The following is a 17,706-nucleotide window of genomic DNA, read 5'->3' on the forward strand; positions in this document are numbered from 1 at the left end:
TAGACCTGGCCGCTCTTTCCGTTCCTTTGAAGAAGAACGCCAGGGGCAGTTAATCCTCCGATTGTGAGGAATGCACTCGGCCTGACGGAACGAAACGATGTCCATGCACGCCTCTCCCCCTCGCGGCATCCAGAGCGTCAAGCAGTGGGCGCGTCAGTTAAAGCGAGACGTAGTGGCGCTTTGGTTCGCTGCCCGGGACCCTCGCACCCCGCTGTCGGCAAAGCTTGTCGCGGGGGCGGTGGCCGCCTATGCCCTTTCGCCGATCGACCTCATCCCCGATTTCGTCCCGGTGCTAGGGTATCTCGACGATCTGCTCATCGTCCCGCTTGGTATTCTGCTGGCGATACGGCTTGTGCCTTCGCCGCTCATGCAGGAATTCCGCGCGCGGGCTGCAGCCGCTGAAAATCGCCCGACGAGCCGAGGCGGCCTCATCACGATCATATGCATCTGGCTTTTGACGGCCGCCCTGACGGGCTGGCTGGTGTGGGATTTACTCTCTGCCTAACCCACTGGCTCGCTGCGGAACGAGGTCCACCAGGATTGCAGCCAGGTATGGCGCCAGACTTTGACGGCGGAGATTAGCAAAAATCACCGCGAGCAACGGCAATCGGAACTCGGTACCGCTCAAACCGATGCGGCGCTGTGTAGCAAATGCCACCAAAGAACAGCGATGTGGCATTGGCGGCGTTGCGCCAAAAGCAGACATCTGGTCCGCGGAGAGCGGTGACCGATATGGGGCCGGAAGCTGACTGTCGCTTCGGGCTGCGAATCTTCCTAAGCGGACATTCAGGTTGACGTTCGTATCGTCGCGATGTGACCCTTTCAAGACGTTTGCCTGCGACGACATGAAGGTCACGAACTGGCCCAACTGCGACATGGTTGGATGCGTAGGTCGACCCTGAGTAGCCATATGGCCAGCTGGCGAATTACCGGAGAACCCGAGCCTGTGGTACATTGTGAGCGACTGTGACGCTGGTCGCGCCCGCCATGCGGCGTGACCACCACCCCAGGGTATGACAGTCAATCGGACTTCGCCATGGACCGCAAGCTTGCTGCCATTCTCGCCGCGGACGTCGTGGGTTACTCGGCCCTCATGGAGGCGGACGAGGCGGGGACCTTCGACCGGCTGAGGGCGGGGCGCAAGGAACTGTTCGAGCCCGAGATAGCCCGTTACCGCGGACGAGTGTTCAAGCTGATGGGCGATGGGATGCTGGCCGAGTTCGGTTCGGTGATCAATGCAGTCGAATGCGCGGTCGCCTTGCAGCGCGGGCTTGCCGAGCGCAACGCCAGCATCTCCGAAGACAAGCGGTTCGAGGTTCGCATCGGGATCAACCTCGGAGAAGTGATCGTCGAAGGAGACGATCGCTACGGCGAAGGCGTCAACGTGGCAGCCCGTCTGCAGCAACTCGCCGAGCCTGGTGGCATCTGTGTCTCGGAGAAGGTAACGAGGGAAGTCGAGAAGAAGCTTGCGTTCGGCTTCGAACCCATGGGCGAGCAACGAGTCAAGAATATCGCGGAGCCGATATCCTGCTTCCGCGTAACCCTGCAGATTCCGGAATCGGCTCAATCTGATCAAACGTCGCAGAAACCACCCAAATTGCCCGACAAGCCGTCGATTGCCGTCCTGCCATTCCAGAACATGAGCGGCGATCCGGAGCAGGAGTATTTCTCGGACGGACTCACCGAGGACATCATTACCGAATTGAGCCGGTTCAAGAGCCTGTTCGTCGCCGCACGCAACTCGGCGTTCCAGTACAAGGGAAAGTCGCCGAACATCCGGTCGGTGGGCCGTGAACTCGGCGTGCGCTATGTGGTCGAGGGCAGCGTGCGCAAGTCCGGCAACCGGGTGCGGATCACGGCGCAACTCATCGACACCGCGACCGGCGGTCATCTCTGGGCGGAACACTACGATCGCGATCTAGCCGACTTCTTCGCCGTGCAGGACGAGGTCGTTCATACCATTGCAGGCGTTGTACCGGGGCAAATCAACCGTGTCGCCGTCGAGGAGATCAAGAGCAAGCATCCGGCAAACCTGACCGCCTACGACCGGGTGCTGCGGGGGCGTTGGGCATTCAATCACTGGAGCGAAGGTCTGGCCAAGGCCCGCGACTGGTTTGAAGGGGCAATCGCTGCCGATCCCGAATCCGGGCTGGCCCATGCCTGTCTCGCCAATACGTATTCACTCGGCGTTTTCGTTCTCGGGCTTTCACCGGACGACGCACTCGCCCGCGCTCGCGAGCACGCCGAGCGCGCCACCGTGCTCGATCCGGCCAACGCCCAGGTCAACGCCTATGCCGCGTGCACTTACACGCTGTGCGGCGACAGCGGGCGTGCGGTATCCCATGCCAAGCACGCAGTGGCCCTCAACCCGAACGATTCGAGATCGCTGAATGCCCTGGGACAGGCATTGGCCTACGCGGGCGACAAAGAGGGAGCCCTGGAGTGGTTTGCCCGGTCGGAAAAGCTCGATCCCTATTTGCCCGACGACGATCGGCTCGATTTCATCTGCGATTGCCACTACATGCTTGGCAACTATGACAAGGTGGTTGAAATCCATCGAAACTACCAGGCGGTTCCGGCAGGACTGTTCCTGATTCTCGCCGCGGCCCATGCCCAGCTGGGGCAGATGGAGGCCGCAAAGGATGCCCTTTCCAAGTATGAGCGCGATCGTCCCCGCGAGCATGACGCGGCAACCATGGCCAGGTACCAGGCTCGCATGTGCGCCAAGCCCGAGGATCGCGACCGCTGGTTGGAAGGCTATCGCAAGATCGGCCTCGACGTATGAGCGCCTTCCGCCGCCTCGCCGCCGTGGTAGGGTACTCGCACCTCAGGCCGACACGGGGGCGCGAAGCCGTCAGCCAGTAGCCGGACCATCTATGCCCGTTATGGGCCAAAAGTTGCCATTGGTGGCATTGGCCACATAATTCCGAACCGCTGCGACCACCGAGCACACCAATAATCACTCCTCCGCCGAATGCGGCCGGCGCGTTACGTGTAGCTCAGTTTGTCGGCGGAGGTTTCCGACGAGCTTCGCGAACTGGCCACAGGGATCACAGCTCTAGGCCTAAAGTCGATAGGCTCCCCTGCCAATACACCAAGCCCCCCGACCTCCCCGCCACCTTGTTGCAAAGCGCCATCGCTCCTTCTCGTTGGCATCGTCCGTCTGCCAGTTGACGCGCGGCGAACCAGCGGCTCCGCAGCCTCATAGACGCCCGCGATCTCGCCCATCCGCATCCCTCCTCACGTGCACTCCCCAGTGACCGCGCAACCATCGATCTCATGGCGCCGAACGGCGAAGTGCACTAATAATTGCAGGCACAATTCTCGCGTTTGAACGAAACCTTGTAGCGATCTCCCTCGACGCGAAGTGGTTGGAGACATGTCCTGGACGAGCGCTGTTCGCGGCCTGCTGGAAGTAGGCGCTTCAAATGCTGCCGAGGGTGACCGCGAAGGCATTCTCGTCGCGAATGTCGCGGCGTGCGTGATCGTCGTTACCACCACCAGTTTTGCCCTCATCTACGCGCTCCACGGCGAGCCTAGTCTGGTCCCGCTCGTTTACGCCAATCTCGCCCTGGCGGCAGCGGCAGCACTGACGCCCCTCTTTCATCGGTTCGGGCGCGTCGCGTCAGCACTCTGGGAATTCGGGATCTGCGTCGCGATTCTCGTGTGGATCGCCTCCTATGTCGGCAGAGACTCGGGCGTCCTGTTGACCTTGCTCGGCGTGACGCCGGTCGCCTTTGCAATCCTTGGATTTGAGAATATCGCCCTGGTGGCGGTCTTGAGCGCCACCGCCACGATCACGGTCATCGCGGCTTCCATCGCGTTCCCGGAAGCGCGGTCAGGTGTCTATGACGCGAGCGGCTTCCTGCAGCTCATCTATTCCTCTTCGATCGTCACCCTCACCCTGATGTGCTTCGCCACGATCTACTATGCCTTCCACCTGGCGAGAGAAGCACAGGGGCGGCTGGCCCGCCTCATGGCATCGATCATGCCGGACGAGATCGTGGCGCGCCTGCTCAGAAACGAGCGGGAAACGGTCATCGACGAATTCGAGCACGCGACCGTGGTCCTGACGGACATCGTCCAGTTCGTGAGCCTGTCAAACAGCCTGGGACCGGAAAGGACGGTAAACCTGCTCAACGAACTGTTCAGCGAGTTCGATCGTCTGGCGGCGGCGGCCGGTGTTGAGAAGATCAAGACCATCGGCGATGCCTATCTTGCCGTGGCTGGCGTGCCCGTCCAACACCCTGCCCCCGAAAAGGCGGCCGCTTCGTTCGGCTTCGGCGCCATCGCCGCGGCGGGCGAGATCGGCCAACGCTACGGTGTCATCCTGAGGCTTCGCGTCGGCATGGCATCGGGATCGGTAACCGCCGGCGTGCTCGGGCGAACGAAATACGCCTATGACGTCTGGGGTGCGCCGGTGAACCTTGCCGCGCGCCTGGAAGCGATCGGCAGGCCCGGCTGCATTACAACGACCACGGAGATCAGGCGCCGCCTGAACGAGGACTTCCAGTTCGAATGCTCGGGTCGTGAAGACATCAAGGGCTTCGGCTCGACCGAAATCTGGAACATGCAGTTGCCGCCCCCCGGTGTTGCCGAAATCGGCACGCTGGCGCAGGCGGATATGTGAGGTGCCGCATCGCTCTGCTGCACCGTCGCACGGCCCTAATGCATGTCGCGCAAAAGTGCGCGGCTCAGACCATCTTGCGATAGACGAGAAATCCCGACTTCTCAGCCACCTTGTCGTAGAGCGCCATCGCTGTCTCGTTGGTCTCGTGCGTCTGCCAATAGACCCGCGGCGATCCGGCTGCCCGCGCCGCCTCGTAGACGCCCTCGATCAGCGCCCGCCCGACACCCTTGCCGCGGGCTTTCGTGTTGGTGAAGAGGTCCTGCAGATAACAATTCGGCTGGATCGCCGTCGTGCTGCGGTGAAAGAGATAATGGGTGAGCCCGATCAGCCGCCCCTCACTCTCGGCCACCAGCGCATGAACAGGCTCGTAGGCGTCGAAGAAGCGCGACCAGGTCATGGCGGTGATTTGGGGATCGAGCGCGGTTTCGCCGGAGCGGCCGTAAAAGGCGTTGTAGCCATCCCAGAGCGGGAGCCATTGATCATAGTCGGCCTTGGCAAGCGGGCGGATGCGAAGATTGTCGGTCATTACTGGTCCTGTGGTCGATTGGATGGAGGGGCGTGGCTGGTTGGAGGGGGACTGGCGCCCTAACGCTTGGTCATCGCTGCTGTAATTGCCTGAACATCGGTCATGATCGCGTCGCCCATGAAGACGATGTTTTCCATCGAGCGCTCGCCGGCCTCGTGATGCCCTGCCCCGCAGGCGTCGCGAACGACGATGGGCACGAGGCCGAGATCGGTGGCGTGGCGCACGGTCGGGTCGATGCCGATCTCGGTGGCAATGCCGCAGATGGCAAAGGAGGTGAGCCCGAGGTCGCGCAGGATCATGGCAAGCGGTGTGCCCTCGAAGGCGGAGAACGTGATCTTGTCGAGGATGGCCTCGTCCTCGCGAGGCTGAAGCTCCGGCACCAACTCGAAGCCCGGCGTGCCGCGCAGGAACCAGGGGTGCACCGCATCCGGATCATCGGTCCGCTGCCACGCCATCGCCTGGCGCATCTGGAAGGCGCCCATCAGCGGCTTGGGCATCGAGAGATGCCTGAGGAAAATCACCGGGAACCCACCGGCCCGCGCTGCGTGAAGCACCTTCAGCACCTCGCCGGTGATCTCGGCGCCATTCTTCATCTGCCTGGTGATGCCCACCTGCATGTCGTAGACGACGAGCGCCATGCGCTCCGGACGGCAGAAATCCTCGAGCGTCTTTCCAATTTCCAATTTCGCGGCCATAGCCTCTCCTCGGGGTCGCCTCCTCCGGCGCCCACCCCACCAACATCTCGCGCCGGGAATGTGGCGCGCGAGGCCCGCCGTTGCAATATGGTCGAGCGCGCTTCATGCAACTATTCGGACAGGTCCCGGCGATCAAGGCAACCGACGCGCCAACGTCGATGCCTTCAACGCTCGTCCCCCGGCCGTGCCTTCTTCATCAAGGCGATCACCTCCTCATCGCTCGTCTGCTCGAAGTCGCGGTAATGCAGGCCGACGGCGCGGAAGGCAAAGGGGGTGGCGAGGCAGATGATGCGGTCGACGGAACTGTGCAGCTCGGTGATTTCGCTTTTCGGCGCTACCGGAACGGCAAGAATGAGGCGTCGTGGGCCTGCCCGGCGCAACGCCCTGATCGCCGCGCGCACGGTCCCGCCGGTGGCAATGCCGTCGTCGACGAGGATCACGTCGCGATCCCTGGGCGAGATCGGTTCGCGATCGCCGAAATAGAGCGCGCGGCGACGCAGGATTTCGGCGTGCTGGCGTGTGGTCTCCGCCTCCAGATAGCCCTTTGCCGGACGCACAAGCCGGATCGCCTCGCGGTTGAGAACCAGTTCGGGCTCCTCGCCGTCGACCAGTGCGCCGAGCCCGAACTCCGCGTGCCCCGGCGCGCCGATCTTGCGCACGATCAGGATGTCGAGCGGCGCGCCGATGCGCACCGCAATCTCATAGGCAACCGGCACGCCGCCGCGCGGCAATGCCACCACCAGCGGATCGACAAGCGTCTCGTCCTCGATCACTTCTGCGAGCTGCCGTCCGGCATCCGCCCTGTCTTCGAAGAGCCATGTTCCCGTAAACACTTCATCTCTCCCAGGTTCCACCGTCAACCGCGACCCCGCTCCGTAGACGAGAAGGAATTTGGCCCGCAGACGCTGGATGCGGAAAGCCCGGTCGGGTTCCTTCGCCGTCCGGTGCTTCCCGTCAGGGTGTCCAGGTCGTCTCGCGCGGCCCTCGCATCAGCCAAAGGACAGCTATCGATCTGTCATCCGGACGTGCCTGAAGGCGTGTGCAATCCGTCATCTGCCGGTTGCCGGGGTACCGCTGTGAACAACCGTACCAATCCTGACCAATCGGTAAAATTGCAGCGGATTTCGCCGGGTTTCGTTAAGGCGCCCTCGCTACCAATTGGCGCTTGCATATCTGGCTGAGACGCAAGCCGCCTTTGTTGATTTTAGCACGACAGGCCGTTTCGAAATGAGCTTTCTCCCTGCCATATCGATCATCGCCCTCCTGGCGATGCTCCCGGTCCTGATTTCGCTGCGCGCCTCGATGGTCGAGGGCGGCACGGAGTTCGCCGCCGCCTGTGCGGTGGCCAGTGCCGCGACCCTGTTCATGATGCTCTCCGAGTTTCCGGCGCTGCAGCCATTGTCCATCATCGGCTTCGTTTTCCTGGCCGGCGCGTGCCTGCTGGTGCTTTGCGGCTTTCACCACGCGCTCGGCGTTCAAAGGCGCACCTCGACGTCGCTTGTCGCGGCCGCCTCGATGGCGTTCGTCGCGCTGTTGATCGCCGCATTCGGCGCACAAAATGCCACCTTGCACGCGCTCTCCGTCATCGGCATCACCACCGCCTTCGTGCTGATCATCGCCGTCTGTTCGCAGCACCGGCGCCAGGCGCCCGGGCCGGTGGAGCGGCTCTGCGTCATCGCCTGTGCGGCAACCGGCTGTTCGACGCTGCTAGCGGTCACCGTGTTTTCGCCCGCCGTCCACGCAACCGCACCGGTCCCACCGACACCCGTCAGCTGGGATTTCGCCTGTGCCGTGATGCGCTACTTCTACCTGCCAGCGCTGTTCCTGGGCGTGATCCTGATGATCCAGAACCGGGTGATCACCGACCTCAAGACGGCGATCGCCCGCGATGAGCTGACCGGCGTTCTGTCGCGGCGCGCCCTGCTCGATCTCGGTCAGCGCGCCCTTGCCACCAGCCTCGCGCGGCAACAGCCGGTATCCTTTCTGCTGCTCGATCTCGACTACTTCAAGCAGATCAACGATCGCTATGGCCACGCGGTCGGCGATGCCGCCCTCGGCCACTTCGCCGGCACCGTTGCCGCCTGTCTCACCGGCCGCGGTACGCTCGGGCGCATCGGCGGCGAAGAGTTCGGCATCGTCCTGCCCAATTGCACGGAGGACGCCGCCTTTGCGCTTGCCGAGGAGATCGGCCGCGTCGTGCGCGACACGCCGATCGGCCGTTTCGACCGGCCGATCCGGCTGACAGTGAGCATCGGCCTTGCCGAAGCCGTGCCGGGCGACACGATCAGCGACATCATGATCCGCGCCGACATGGCGCTCTATGATGCCAAGGCCGACGGACGCGACCGCTGCACCATTGCCGGTCGCTTCCAGCCGGACGCAAGCGCCCGGGCGCTCACCGGCGCAGCCGCGCAGCTGCGCGCTGCCGATAGCCGAAGCTTCGAGCCGCAGCTGCTGCGCGATACCGGGTGACCCCCCGGCTTGTAATGCCGCTTCCCGAACCTATGTGAGCTTGGCCCAGTACCTGCCTCCGTGGACCGCAGCCGGTCCACGGAGGCAGGTAGCCATTCTAAACGCTTCGGCGACCTCTCACGCGTCACCGTGACGCCCGTCGCTGCAGGAGGACATCATGTTGCGTGCCGTTCGTGCTCTCTTTGTTGCCAGTCTCGCCGGCTTTGCGGCGACCGCCTTGCCAGCCCGCGCCGAAACGGTCGGTGAGGTCGGCGTCGACTGGCTCGGAAACGATATCATGATCGATGCCGTCACCGACCCGAAGATCAAGGGCGTCACCTGCCACGTCACCTATTTCGACCGCAGCGTCATCGACAGGCTGAAGAACGGCAACTGGTTCGAGGACCCGTCGAACAACTCGATCGCCTGCCGGCAGACAGGCCCGATCGAAATCGGCGATATCGAGCTGTCGAAGGAAGGCGAGGAAGTGTTTCGCTCAGGGCTGTCGCTTGTCTGGAAGAACCTGCTGGTCACACGGATTTACGATCGCAAGAACGATACGCTGATCTATCTCGCGCATTCGCGTGAACTGACCGACGGATCGGCGAAGATGTCGATCACCACCATTCCGCTCTACGGCCAGACGGTGACCTGGCAGAATGGAAAGCCGCAGTAGGCACCGCCCTGCCGATTGCGTCAGCCTGCAAGGATGTCCGTCGCAAAGGTGCGAAGCGCCCGCCTCTTCACGGACGCTTCCGAAACTCATCAGAGCGGAACAGGGCGAAGTCTCTGGGAGCACCCTATCCCGCTTCAACGTGCTTAGAGCGCCGTGCGTTCGCATGAACGCACAAAGGACGCTCTAGTACTTTGATTCTAGGCCATCTTTCCGCCTCCAGTGACTCCACTTGAGAGCGGGATGCTCTAGTAGGAGTTCGGCGGTACGATGCCCTGATAGTAATCGCCATCACCGCCCTGATAGCCGCCGAAAGGCTGACGTTCGCGATAGACGGGGGTCGGCGTAGCGGTTCTGCTGATGCTGCCCGTCGACATCGTATCAACCGGCGCGGCATACCGGTTCGTCATCGGCATGGCCTTGCGCGTGTTCTGCGTTCCGGGAGGATTGTTGGCGTCGATGCCCTGATAGTAGCTGTCGGCCAGAGCCGGACCGGCCATCAACATCGTTACGGAGAGCGCGGCTACGAGTTTCCTTACAGAGATTGTCATGAGTTCAACTCCTGTTGTCGGGACTGAGCACCCGGCCTCCGTTCGGGCACTCAGCAACAACGGTAAATTAGTACAAGTATTCTGGCGCGCCACATGACGTTTTGTCACAATGGCATCGCCCAAGCGTGAAGATCATTGCCGAAGTTTAACTTGACCGGCGCGATCCACTACCTGCCGAAACGCAAAACACCCCGGCGGAGAACCCACCGGGGTGCCTGTCAATTCTGTCTGTGGTCGAGCTCAGGCGGCCTGGGCCAGTTCGTCGGCAATGACCGTGTCGAGATTGAGGAAGCAGACCATCGTCTTTTCGAGCGCGACGATGCCGCGGCAGAAGGCACGCTGCGCTTCCGGAATGATCTCCGGCGCCGGCTGCAGTGCTTCGCTCTTGATCGTCATCATGTCCGAGACCTGCTCGACGAGCAGGCCGACGAGCTTGCCGGCGATGTCGGTGACGATGATCGCCGAGCGTTCCGACGGCTCTGTCATCTTCATGCCGAGGCGTGCTGCCATGTCGATGACCGGGATCACCGCGCCGCGAAGGTTGATGAGGCCGAGCACATAAGGCGGCGTATGCGGCATCGGCGTTACCGGCGCCCAACCGCGGATTTCGCGGATCGCCATGATATCGATGCAGAATTCCTGATCACCGAGATGAAACGACACGATTTCGAGATAGGCACCGGACTGCTTGATTGCGTTGGTCATGATCAGAATTCTTCCCAGTTCTCACCGGAAGCCGTCGTCGACGGCACAGAGCCCGGTTTGTTGCCGAATGCGCCCGCCAGCTTGCCCATCAGGGCCTTTGCGGGAGATGGAGTTGGAAACGAAGCCATTTTGGCGCTGCCGATCTTGCGCAGAGGGACCGCTTCGCTGGTACCCTTGGCGACCGGCCGTTGAACGGCGGAAGCCGACGGTGTTTTCGCCTGCACCGGCGTAACTGCCGCCCTTGACGGTTGCGCCACCGGCGCCGGCGCCAAGGTGGGCATTGCGCGCTGCATCGTGTGGCCCTCGCGGAACTGGCCGACGAGGCCCGTCAGGCGCTCGGCGTCCTGCGCCAGCGTGTGGCTCGACGCGTTGGTCTGCTCGACCATGGCGGCGTTCTGCTGCGTCATCTGGTCCAGCTGGCCGACAGCCGTGCTGATCTCGTTGAGGCCGGTCGACTGTTCGCGCGCGGCCATCACGATCGACGTCATGTGTTCGTTGATGCGCGCCACGTCGGCGCCGATCCGGCCGAGGGCCTCGCCCGTCGCCTGGACGAGCTTGACGCCACTGCCGACCTCGTTGCCGGAGCGGCTGACCAGCGCCTTGATATCCTTGGCGGCACCGGCGGCACGCTGCGCCAGTTCGCGCACTTCCTGTGCCACGACCGCAAAGCCCTTGCCCGCTTCACCGGCACGCGCCGCCTCGACGCCGGCATTCAGCGCCAGAAGGTTGGTCTGGAAGGCAATCTCGTCGATGACATTGATGATCTTGCCGATCTCGTTCGAGGCACCTTCGATCCGCGCCATGGCAGCGATCGCCTCGCCGACGATGCGGCCGGACTCTTCCGCATTGGTCCGTGTCTCGTCGACCATGCGGCTTGCCTCTTCGGCGCGCTGGGTCGCGGTGCGGACCGTGACGGTGATTTCGTCGAGTGCTGCCGACGTCTGCTCCAGCGATGCGGCCTGCCGCTCGGTGCGGCGCGCCAGGTCGTCGGCGGCCGAGCGCATCTGGCGGCCGTTCGATTCGATCGAAAGTGCGTTCTCCTTGACGCTCGAAAGCACCACGCGCAGCCGCTCGACCGTCTGGTTGAAGTTCTGGCGAAGCTGATCGAGGTTGCCGTCGAAGGGCCGGTCGATCGCGACGGCAAGATCGCCGTCGGCAAGCTGCGTCAGCGCACGACCGAGATTGTCGATCGCCGCCTGGATGCGGCGCACCGCCTCCTCGCGCTCGCTCTGCTGCTCTTCGCGCTCCTTCTCGATTTCGCGACGGCTGAGTGCGGCACTCTGTTCCAGCGACTGCTTCTCGATGGCCGAAAGACGGAAGAGATCGACCGAGCGCGCCATCGCGCCGATTTCGTCGCCGCGGTCGAGTGCCTCGACCTTGGTCGAAAGATCGCCGTTCTGGATGCGCTGCATGCCGTTGCGCAGGCCGAGGATGCCGGCGCGCAGGGTGCTGCCGTGGAACCAGAGCAGGTAAAGCAGCGTCGCCATTGCCAGCAACCCGGCCGCCACCTGAAGCTGGAACGCCTTGTCGGACACGGTGCGCGCCTCGGCAACGCGCGTCTGCACCAAATCGGTCGCCGCTTCGGAAAGTCCGGTCAGGGCCGTGGCGACCCGTTCGCCGGCACCGTCGATCGCATCGTCGATCTTGCCGAAGTCGTCGGCCGAAGCCTTGCCTTCGATAAGCGTCTTCAGGTCGGCACCGATCGCCTTGCGCAGTTCTGCGACATCGGCGTCGAAGGTCGAAAGCACTTCGCTGCGCCCGAGCAGCGTGGCGAGCGCCTTGATATCGGTCGATTTCGTCTCGAGCAATTTCAGGATCTGGGCGATGCTGGCGGCGCGTGCCGGCTGGATCGCGCCCTCTTCCCTGTCGATGATGCTGTCCATCGCGTTGAGCACGAGATTGGTCGTCGCCAGACGGACCTCATCGACGGTCGTCAGCCCGTTCTGCGCCGCGATCGCGCCCTGCAAGGCGCTGTTGGCCTGGCTGCCCTGGTACCAGCCCACCCCAAGCACTGAGCCAAAGCCGACAAAAGCGGCACCGGCAAGGGTCGCCAGCCGCTGGCTCACGGAAAGATTGCGTTTCAGGGAAGGAGATGTGGCAGTCATAGGGAGTCCATGGTCACGGATCCGCGTGAAGCGGAGTCCTCCTACGATCGATACGGAAAACCGGGGCCGACAGAGCCGGCTGACCTCATGTCATATCGGAGCGCGAACACTCCTCCCGCGTAGAAAAACAGTGTCAAACAGACCTTAAACATTCGCTAAGGCGGCCGCCCAATCCCCAGCGGAAGCAGTTATTTCAATATTTGCGCATATGCGCTGCAAGCTCCGGTTTCCCGGCATTTGCGGCCACAATCGACGGGAAGCACAGGCGCGGTTTTCCACCGTTTCCAGTACCGACCAAACACACCGGCGACCGCACCTGGTAAATCGCCCGGCTTCCCCTTGCCGCGCGAGATGTTATGATCGTCCGCATGAACACGAAGACCCAGCGTTCGATCCGCCTTCCCCTTGCCGCAACCCTTGCGGCTGCGATCGCGGTTGTGCTCCTGCTCGCCTTCCGCGGCTGGATGGAAAATGGCGCCGAAATGTTCCTGGCGCTTGCCCAGTCCGGCCTTTCCTGGTGCTTCTAGCGCGATCGAGCGCCTTTGAGGCGCGCGCGCCCTCCGCGTAAGCTTCGCCCCTCACCCTAAGCCTCTCCCCTCTTGCGGGGAGAAGGAGGCCGTCAGGCCGGACGAGTGCCGCCGACGAGCGCCACCACAACCTGCGGCAATTGTCCCATTTGCGCGGCCCCTGTGAAGGCGGTATCAAGGGCCGATCAACCGGACATGGCCGTCCTCGGCCCCAACAAAATCGGTAGCACGCATGAAAACCATCCGCATCGTCCTCTGGGCCGCCGTCGTCGTCATGGCGGGCATCCTCGGCTGGCTGACCTACGAAATGACCCAGTCGAAGCAGCAGGCCGCCGCCGGCCCCTTCGGCGTGCCCTTCACGCTGGTCGCCCAGGACGGCAAGGAAATCACCGAGAAGGCCTTCACCGGCAAGCCGACGGCGCTCTTCTTCGGTTTCACCCATTGCCCGGAAGTCTGCCCGACGACGCTGTTCGAGTTGAACGGCTGGCTGGAAAAGGTCGATCCCGAGGGCAACAAGCTGCAGGCCTATTTCATCACCGTCGATCCCGAGCGTGACACGCCCGAAATCCTTGGCCAGTACGTCTCCAACGTCTCCAAGCGCATCACCGGCATTTCCGGCCCCGCCGACAAGGTGATGGAGATGGTCAAGGGCTTCCGCGTCTACGCCAAGAAGGTGCCGGTCGACGCAGCCCAGCCGAATGGCGACTACACCATGGACCACACGGCCTCCGTTTTCCTGCTCGATGCCAACGGCCATTTCTCCGGCACAATCGCCTATGAGGAAAACCCGGAAACCGCGGTCAAGAAGCTGGAAAACCTGACCAAGGGCTGAACCCCGTCGATCGCGATGTGACGTTGCAAGCGCCGGCCCTGCCCGGCGCTTTGCCTTTGTGGGGCAATCGTGATAGCGCACAGCGCACGATTGCCGTGCCCGACGCACCGCCATGGCGGCCTGATGCGGGCGGCGGATTTGCCAGCCGAAGGACAGAGCCTTGAGCGAGATCAGACTTTTCGTCACCACCACCGAGAAGCAGGCGGAAGCCGTACTCGACCGCCTGAGCGAGGTCTTCGGCGAAGAGGACTTTGCCATCGGCACGACGGAAGTCGACGAGAAGCGCGACGTCTGGGAAGCCTCGATCTATATGATGATCATCGACGAGGCGGGTGTGAGCGAACGCCTCACCGAGGCGCTTGCCGCAGACTTCGCCCATCTTCCGATCGAGCGCGAAGTGCTGCCGGACATCGACTGGATCGCCAAGTCGCTGGAAGGCCTGGCGCCAGTGCGCGCCGGCCGCTTCGTCGTGCACGGCTCGCATGACCGCGACAAGGTGAAGACCGGCGAGATCGCCATCGAAATCGACGCCGGCCAGGCCTTCGGCACCGGCCATCACGGCACGACTGCGGGCTGCCTCGAGGTGCTCGCCTCCGTTGCCCGCACCCGCACCGTGCGTAACGTGCTCGACCTCGGCACCGGCAGCGGCGTGCTGGCGATTGCCGCCTGGAAGCTGATGCACGTGCCGGTGCTTGCCACCGACATCGACCCGATCGCCACCCGCGTCGCCGAAGAAAACGCCCGGGTCAACGGCGTCGTCACCGGCATGACCTTTGCCACCGCGCCGGGCTTCCATTCGACCGCCTTCAGCACCAACGGCCCGTTCGACCTCATCATCGCCAACATCCTCGCGCGGCCCTTGATGAAGATGGCGCCGCAGCTCGTCGCCAACCTCGCTGCCGGCGGCTCGGTCATTCTCTCGGGCATTCTCGCCGAACAGCGCTGGAAGGTGCTCGCCCACTACAACGGCCAGCACCTTCGCCACGTGCGCACCATCTGGCGCAACGGCTGGGTGACGATCCACCTGGAGAAGTGAGGGCGGGTCCGGCGCAGCAGACCCCGCCGTCCGGGACAACCCGACCTGATCTTCCTCACTGAAGAGACAGCCCCCTCGTCCGCCTGCCGGCACCTTCTCCCCGCCCGTGGGGAGAAGCGACGCGTGGCAACGCGCCACCCACAGATCAGGCGCCGCCCCCCGACGTTGCCGTCGGGCAGGTCGTCTCGGCCGCCTGCGGGGAGAGGGTTAGGGTGAGGGGCAATCTTTTGGAATGCAGCTGACGCTAACAGAAACCAAAACAAATCCGGAAAACGAAAGGCCGCCACGTCTATCATGACGGGCGGCCTTTCGAAACAAAGGCGATGCCAAGGGCATCGCCTGCTGGCTGGCTTTTGGCCAACCATGCCCGCGAGCCTGAGGAGGAGGAGTGCTCGAGCGGGCGTCTACTGTTCCGAAGCTGACCACCCTTGAGGGAGGAGGAGAACAGAGTGACCAACTATTCTCGGAACCGCAGCTTTTTGAACCACCGGATGTTCGTCCGTGTTCGTTGAGGCGGCTTATAAACTATTATTCCGATAGAGAAAGGGTTTTCTTGGCATGGGTGCCATGCGCTGAGCGCATATGTATGATAGATGGGCAATTGCCCTCTCATCGCACTGCAACCAGAAGCGTCACTGCGTATGGGATCGCAGGATATCGCCTCTTTCCCGGCAAGGGCGATTTCCGCTAACATGGGCCCATGTCTTTCCCGCGGTCTACCGCTCACTCTACCGGAATTCCCTCATGTTTCAGTCTTTTGAAGTCACCTCCACGCCGCAGTTCGGCAAGGAGCGCACCGAAGCCCTGCGCGCGTCCTTCGCAGCTCTCGGCATCGACGGCTTTCTCGTACCGCGCGCCGACGAGTTCCAGGGCGAGTACGTGCCCGCTTCGTCCGAGCGCCTGTCCTGGCTGACCGGCTTTACCGGCTCGGCCGGTGTCGCGCTCGTTACCCGCCGTGAGGCCGTGGTGTTCGTCGACGGACGTTACGTCACCCAGTTGAAGGAACAGGTCGACGGCCAAGTCTTCACCGGTGGCGATCTCATTGGCGAGCCGCCGCATCTCTGGCTCGAAAACCATGCGGCCAAAGGCTTCAAGCTCGGCATCGATCCCTGGCTGCACACCGGCGCCGAAGTCCGCAGGCTGGAAAAGGCGCTGGCGGTCATTGGCGGCTCGCTCGTCTTCCTCGACCATAACCCGCTCGACAAGATCTGGGCGAACCGTCCGGCCGCCCCGCTCGGCAAGGTCGCCATCCAGCCGATCGAGCATGCCGGCGAACTCGCAAAGGACAAGATCGCAAGAATCGCATCGGGCCTTTCCAAGGCCGATGCCAGCGCCGTGGTGCTGACCGACCCCTCCTCGGTCGCCTGGACCTTCAACATCCGCGGCAGCGACGTGCCGCACACGCCGCATCCGCTCGCCCGCGCCATCATCCATGCCGACGGCCGCGCCGAGATCTTCCTCGACAAACGCAAGACCGGCATCGAGCAGGAAGCCTATCTCACCCAGATCGCCGAGATCGTCGCGCCCTCGACCTTCGACGATCGCCTGGCAGCACTCGGTGCCGCCGGCGCCGCGGTCATGCTCGATCCGGACCTCGCCTCTTTCGCCATCTCCGAGCTCATCCGTTCAAAGGGCGGAAAGGTGGTCGAAGCGGTCGATCCTGCCCGCCTGCCCCGTGCCCAGAAGAACAAGGCCGAGATCGAAGGCTCGACCCGCGCCCACCTGCAGGATGGCGCCGCCATGGTCGAGTTCCTCGCCTGGCTCGATAGCCAGCAGCCGGGCACCGTCACCGAGATTGCCGCCACCAACCAGCTGGAAGCCGCCCGCGCCACCGTCGGCGAGCGCATGCAGAACCCGCTGAAGGATATCTCTTTCGACACGATTTCCGGCGCCGGCGCGCATGCGGCAATCATGCACTACCGCGTGACGACCGCCACCGACCAGCCGATCGAAGCCGGCACCATGTTCCTGATCGATTCCGGCGCGCAGTACATCAACGGCACCACCGACATCACCCGCACGGTGGCAATTGGAGCCGTACCGGAAGAGCAGAAGCGCTTCTTCACTTTGGTGCTGAAGGGCATGATCGCCATCAGCCTGGCTCGCTTCCCGAAGGGTTCGCGCGGTGTCGATCTCGATCCGCTCGCCCGCATCGCGCTCTGGAAGGCAGGTGCCGACTACGCCCACGGCACCGGCCACGGCGTCGGTTCCTATCTCTCGGTGCATGAGGGCCCGCAGCGCATCGCGCGGCTTTCGACCCAGGAGCTGCTGCCCGGCATGATTCTCTCCAACGAGCCCGGCTACTACCGCCCCGGCGCCTTCGGCATCCGCATCGAGAACCTCGTTGTGGTGCAGGACCCGGCAATGGTCGACGGCGGCGATCTGCCGATGCTCGGCTTCGACACGTTGACCTTCTGCCCGATCGACCGCCGTCTGGTGCTGCCGGCGCTTCTGACCGACGAGGAACTCGGCTGGCTCAACGCCTACCATGCCGAGACGCGCGAAAAGCTGCTGCCGCTTCTCGCGAGCGACGAAACCCGCAACTGGCTGAAGGCCGCAACGGAAGCGCTTTCACGCTGAGTCAGGCAGGACGCTGAAATGAAAACGCCGCGCTCTTGAGGGCGCGGCGTTTTGCATTTCCGGTCTGATGCGTGTGGTTCACATCACCACGTGGCGGATCACCATCACCACCACCCAGCCGATGACAAGCATGCGCAGCGTCGAGAGGTTGAGGCCGAGCGCAACGGCGAAGGCGACGAACATGGCGATTGTCACGTCGAGCCCACCATAGACGAAGGCGGGTGCGACCAGCGTCGTCAGGACCGCCGCCGGAACGGCGTTGAGGGCTGCTTCCAGTCGCGGCGGAATCTGCTTCATCTGGGTGATCAGGATGTAGCCGCCGACGCGCGTCAGGAAGGTCGCAGCTGCCGCCGCGATGATCAGGTAGATGAGGTTGAGGTGTTGCGGATCCATGC

16 protein-coding genes are annotated in these 17,706 nt (G+C 63.3%); 9 read left to right on the top strand and 7 right to left on the bottom strand.

The genetic code is table 11. The annotated features are described in order from the left end of the window. Positions 1-103: 103 nt before the first annotated feature. The 3 genes from PWG15_RS11480 (at position 104) to PWG15_RS11490 (ending at position 4,630) form a co-directional block, all read left to right on the top strand. Positions 104-505 carry a YkvA family protein gene (locus PWG15_RS11480; RefSeq protein ID WP_275024409.1) on the top strand — a complete coding sequence of 134 codons (402 nt, stop codon included), beginning with the start codon at positions 104-106 and terminating at the stop codon, positions 503-505. A gap of 588 nt (positions 506-1,093) precedes the next feature. After that, complete coding sequence (locus tag PWG15_RS11485) at positions 1,094-2,785, top strand: adenylate/guanylate cyclase domain-containing protein (protein WP_275019900.1); 1,692 nt, start codon at positions 1,094-1,096, stop codon at positions 2,783-2,785. A gap of 594 nt (positions 2,786-3,379) precedes the next feature. After that, positions 3,380-4,630, top strand: coding sequence for an adenylate/guanylate cyclase domain-containing protein (locus tag PWG15_RS11490; protein WP_275019901.1), 1,251 nt, complete (start codon positions 3,380-3,382; stop codon positions 4,628-4,630). A gap of 64 nt (positions 4,631-4,694) precedes the next feature. Here the strand turns inward: PWG15_RS11490 and PWG15_RS11495 are convergent, their stop codons facing one another. The 3 genes from PWG15_RS11495 to PWG15_RS11505 all read right to left on the bottom strand — a co-directional run bounded on the left by PWG15_RS11495 (position 4,695) and on the right by PWG15_RS11505 (position 6,684). Next, a complete protein-coding gene (locus PWG15_RS11495) occupies positions 4,695-5,156 on the bottom strand; it encodes a GNAT family N-acetyltransferase (RefSeq protein WP_275019902.1) in 462 nt (153 codons plus the stop codon). A 59-nt stretch (positions 5,157-5,215) separates the two neighbouring features. After that, positions 5,216-5,851, bottom strand: a complete 636-nt coding sequence (locus PWG15_RS11500; RefSeq protein WP_275019903.1) for a cysteine hydrolase family protein — start codon at positions 5,849-5,851, stop codon at positions 5,216-5,218. 164 nt (positions 5,852-6,015) lie between these two features. Then, positions 6,016-6,684 carry a phosphoribosyltransferase gene (locus PWG15_RS11505; protein WP_275019904.1) on the bottom strand — a complete coding sequence of 223 codons (669 nt, stop codon included), beginning with the start codon at positions 6,682-6,684 and terminating at the stop codon, positions 6,016-6,018. A 394-nt stretch (positions 6,685-7,078) separates the two neighbouring features. On the opposite strand from PWG15_RS11505, the gene PWG15_RS11510 reads away from it, so the two are divergent. Beyond that, a complete protein-coding gene (locus tag PWG15_RS11510) occupies positions 7,079-8,323 on the top strand; it encodes a GGDEF domain-containing protein (protein WP_275019905.1) in 1,245 nt (414 codons plus the stop codon). A gap of 157 nt (positions 8,324-8,480) precedes the next feature. After that, positions 8,481-8,978 carry a CreA family protein gene (locus PWG15_RS11515; protein WP_275019906.1) on the top strand — a complete coding sequence of 166 codons (498 nt, stop codon included), beginning with the start codon at positions 8,481-8,483 and terminating at the stop codon, positions 8,976-8,978. 245 nt (positions 8,979-9,223) lie between these two features. On the opposite strand, the gene PWG15_RS11520 is transcribed toward PWG15_RS11515, so the two are convergent. The 3 genes from PWG15_RS11520 to PWG15_RS11530 all read right to left on the bottom strand — a co-directional run bounded on the left by PWG15_RS11520 (position 9,224) and on the right by PWG15_RS11530 (position 12,336). Then, a complete protein-coding gene (locus PWG15_RS11520) occupies positions 9,224-9,526 on the bottom strand; it encodes a hypothetical protein (RefSeq protein WP_275019907.1) in 303 nt (100 codons plus the stop codon). A gap of 240 nt (positions 9,527-9,766) precedes the next feature. After that, positions 9,767-10,231 (bottom strand): chemotaxis protein CheW, encoded by a 465-nt coding sequence (locus PWG15_RS11525; protein ID WP_113540693.1) that lies wholly within the window; start codon positions 10,229-10,231, stop codon positions 9,767-9,769. A 2-nt stretch (positions 10,232-10,233) separates the two neighbouring features. Beyond that, a complete protein-coding gene (locus PWG15_RS11530; RefSeq protein ID WP_275019908.1) occupies positions 10,234-12,336 on the bottom strand; it encodes a methyl-accepting chemotaxis protein in 2,103 nt (700 codons plus the stop codon). Between the two features lie 368 nt (positions 12,337-12,704). Here PWG15_RS11530 and PWG15_RS11535 point away from each other — a divergent pair, with 368 nt between their 5' ends. The 4 genes from PWG15_RS11535 (at position 12,705) to PWG15_RS11550 (ending at position 17,311) form a co-directional block, all read left to right on the top strand. Continuing rightward, positions 12,705-12,863 (top strand): hypothetical protein, encoded by a 159-nt coding sequence (locus tag PWG15_RS11535; protein ID WP_275019909.1) that lies wholly within the window; start codon positions 12,705-12,707, stop codon positions 12,861-12,863. 232 nt (positions 12,864-13,095) lie between these two features. Then, complete coding sequence (locus tag PWG15_RS11540; protein WP_275019910.1) at positions 13,096-13,695, top strand: SCO family protein; 600 nt, start codon at positions 13,096-13,098, stop codon at positions 13,693-13,695. A gap of 160 nt (positions 13,696-13,855) precedes the next feature. Continuing rightward, positions 13,856-14,731 carry a 50S ribosomal protein L11 methyltransferase gene (locus PWG15_RS11545; protein ID WP_275019911.1) on the top strand — a complete coding sequence of 292 codons (876 nt, stop codon included), beginning with the start codon at positions 13,856-13,858 and terminating at the stop codon, positions 14,729-14,731. Positions 14,732-15,475: 744 nt separating this feature from the next. Then, entirely contained in the window at positions 15,476-17,311 is a 1,836-nt protein-coding gene (locus PWG15_RS11550) for an aminopeptidase P family protein (protein ID WP_275019912.1), read from the top strand. Between the two features lie 78 nt (positions 17,312-17,389). On the opposite strand, the gene PWG15_RS11555 is transcribed toward PWG15_RS11550, so the two are convergent. Beyond that, positions 17,390-17,704 (bottom strand): branched-chain amino acid transport AzlD family protein, encoded by a 315-nt coding sequence (locus PWG15_RS11555; RefSeq protein WP_275019913.1) that lies wholly within the window; start codon positions 17,702-17,704, stop codon positions 17,390-17,392. Positions 17,705-17,706 lie beyond the last annotated feature (2 nt).

The sequence above is a fragment of the Ensifer adhaerens genome, assembly GCF_028993555.1.
Lineage (GTDB): Bacteria > Pseudomonadota > Alphaproteobacteria > Rhizobiales > Rhizobiaceae > Ensifer > Ensifer adhaerens_I.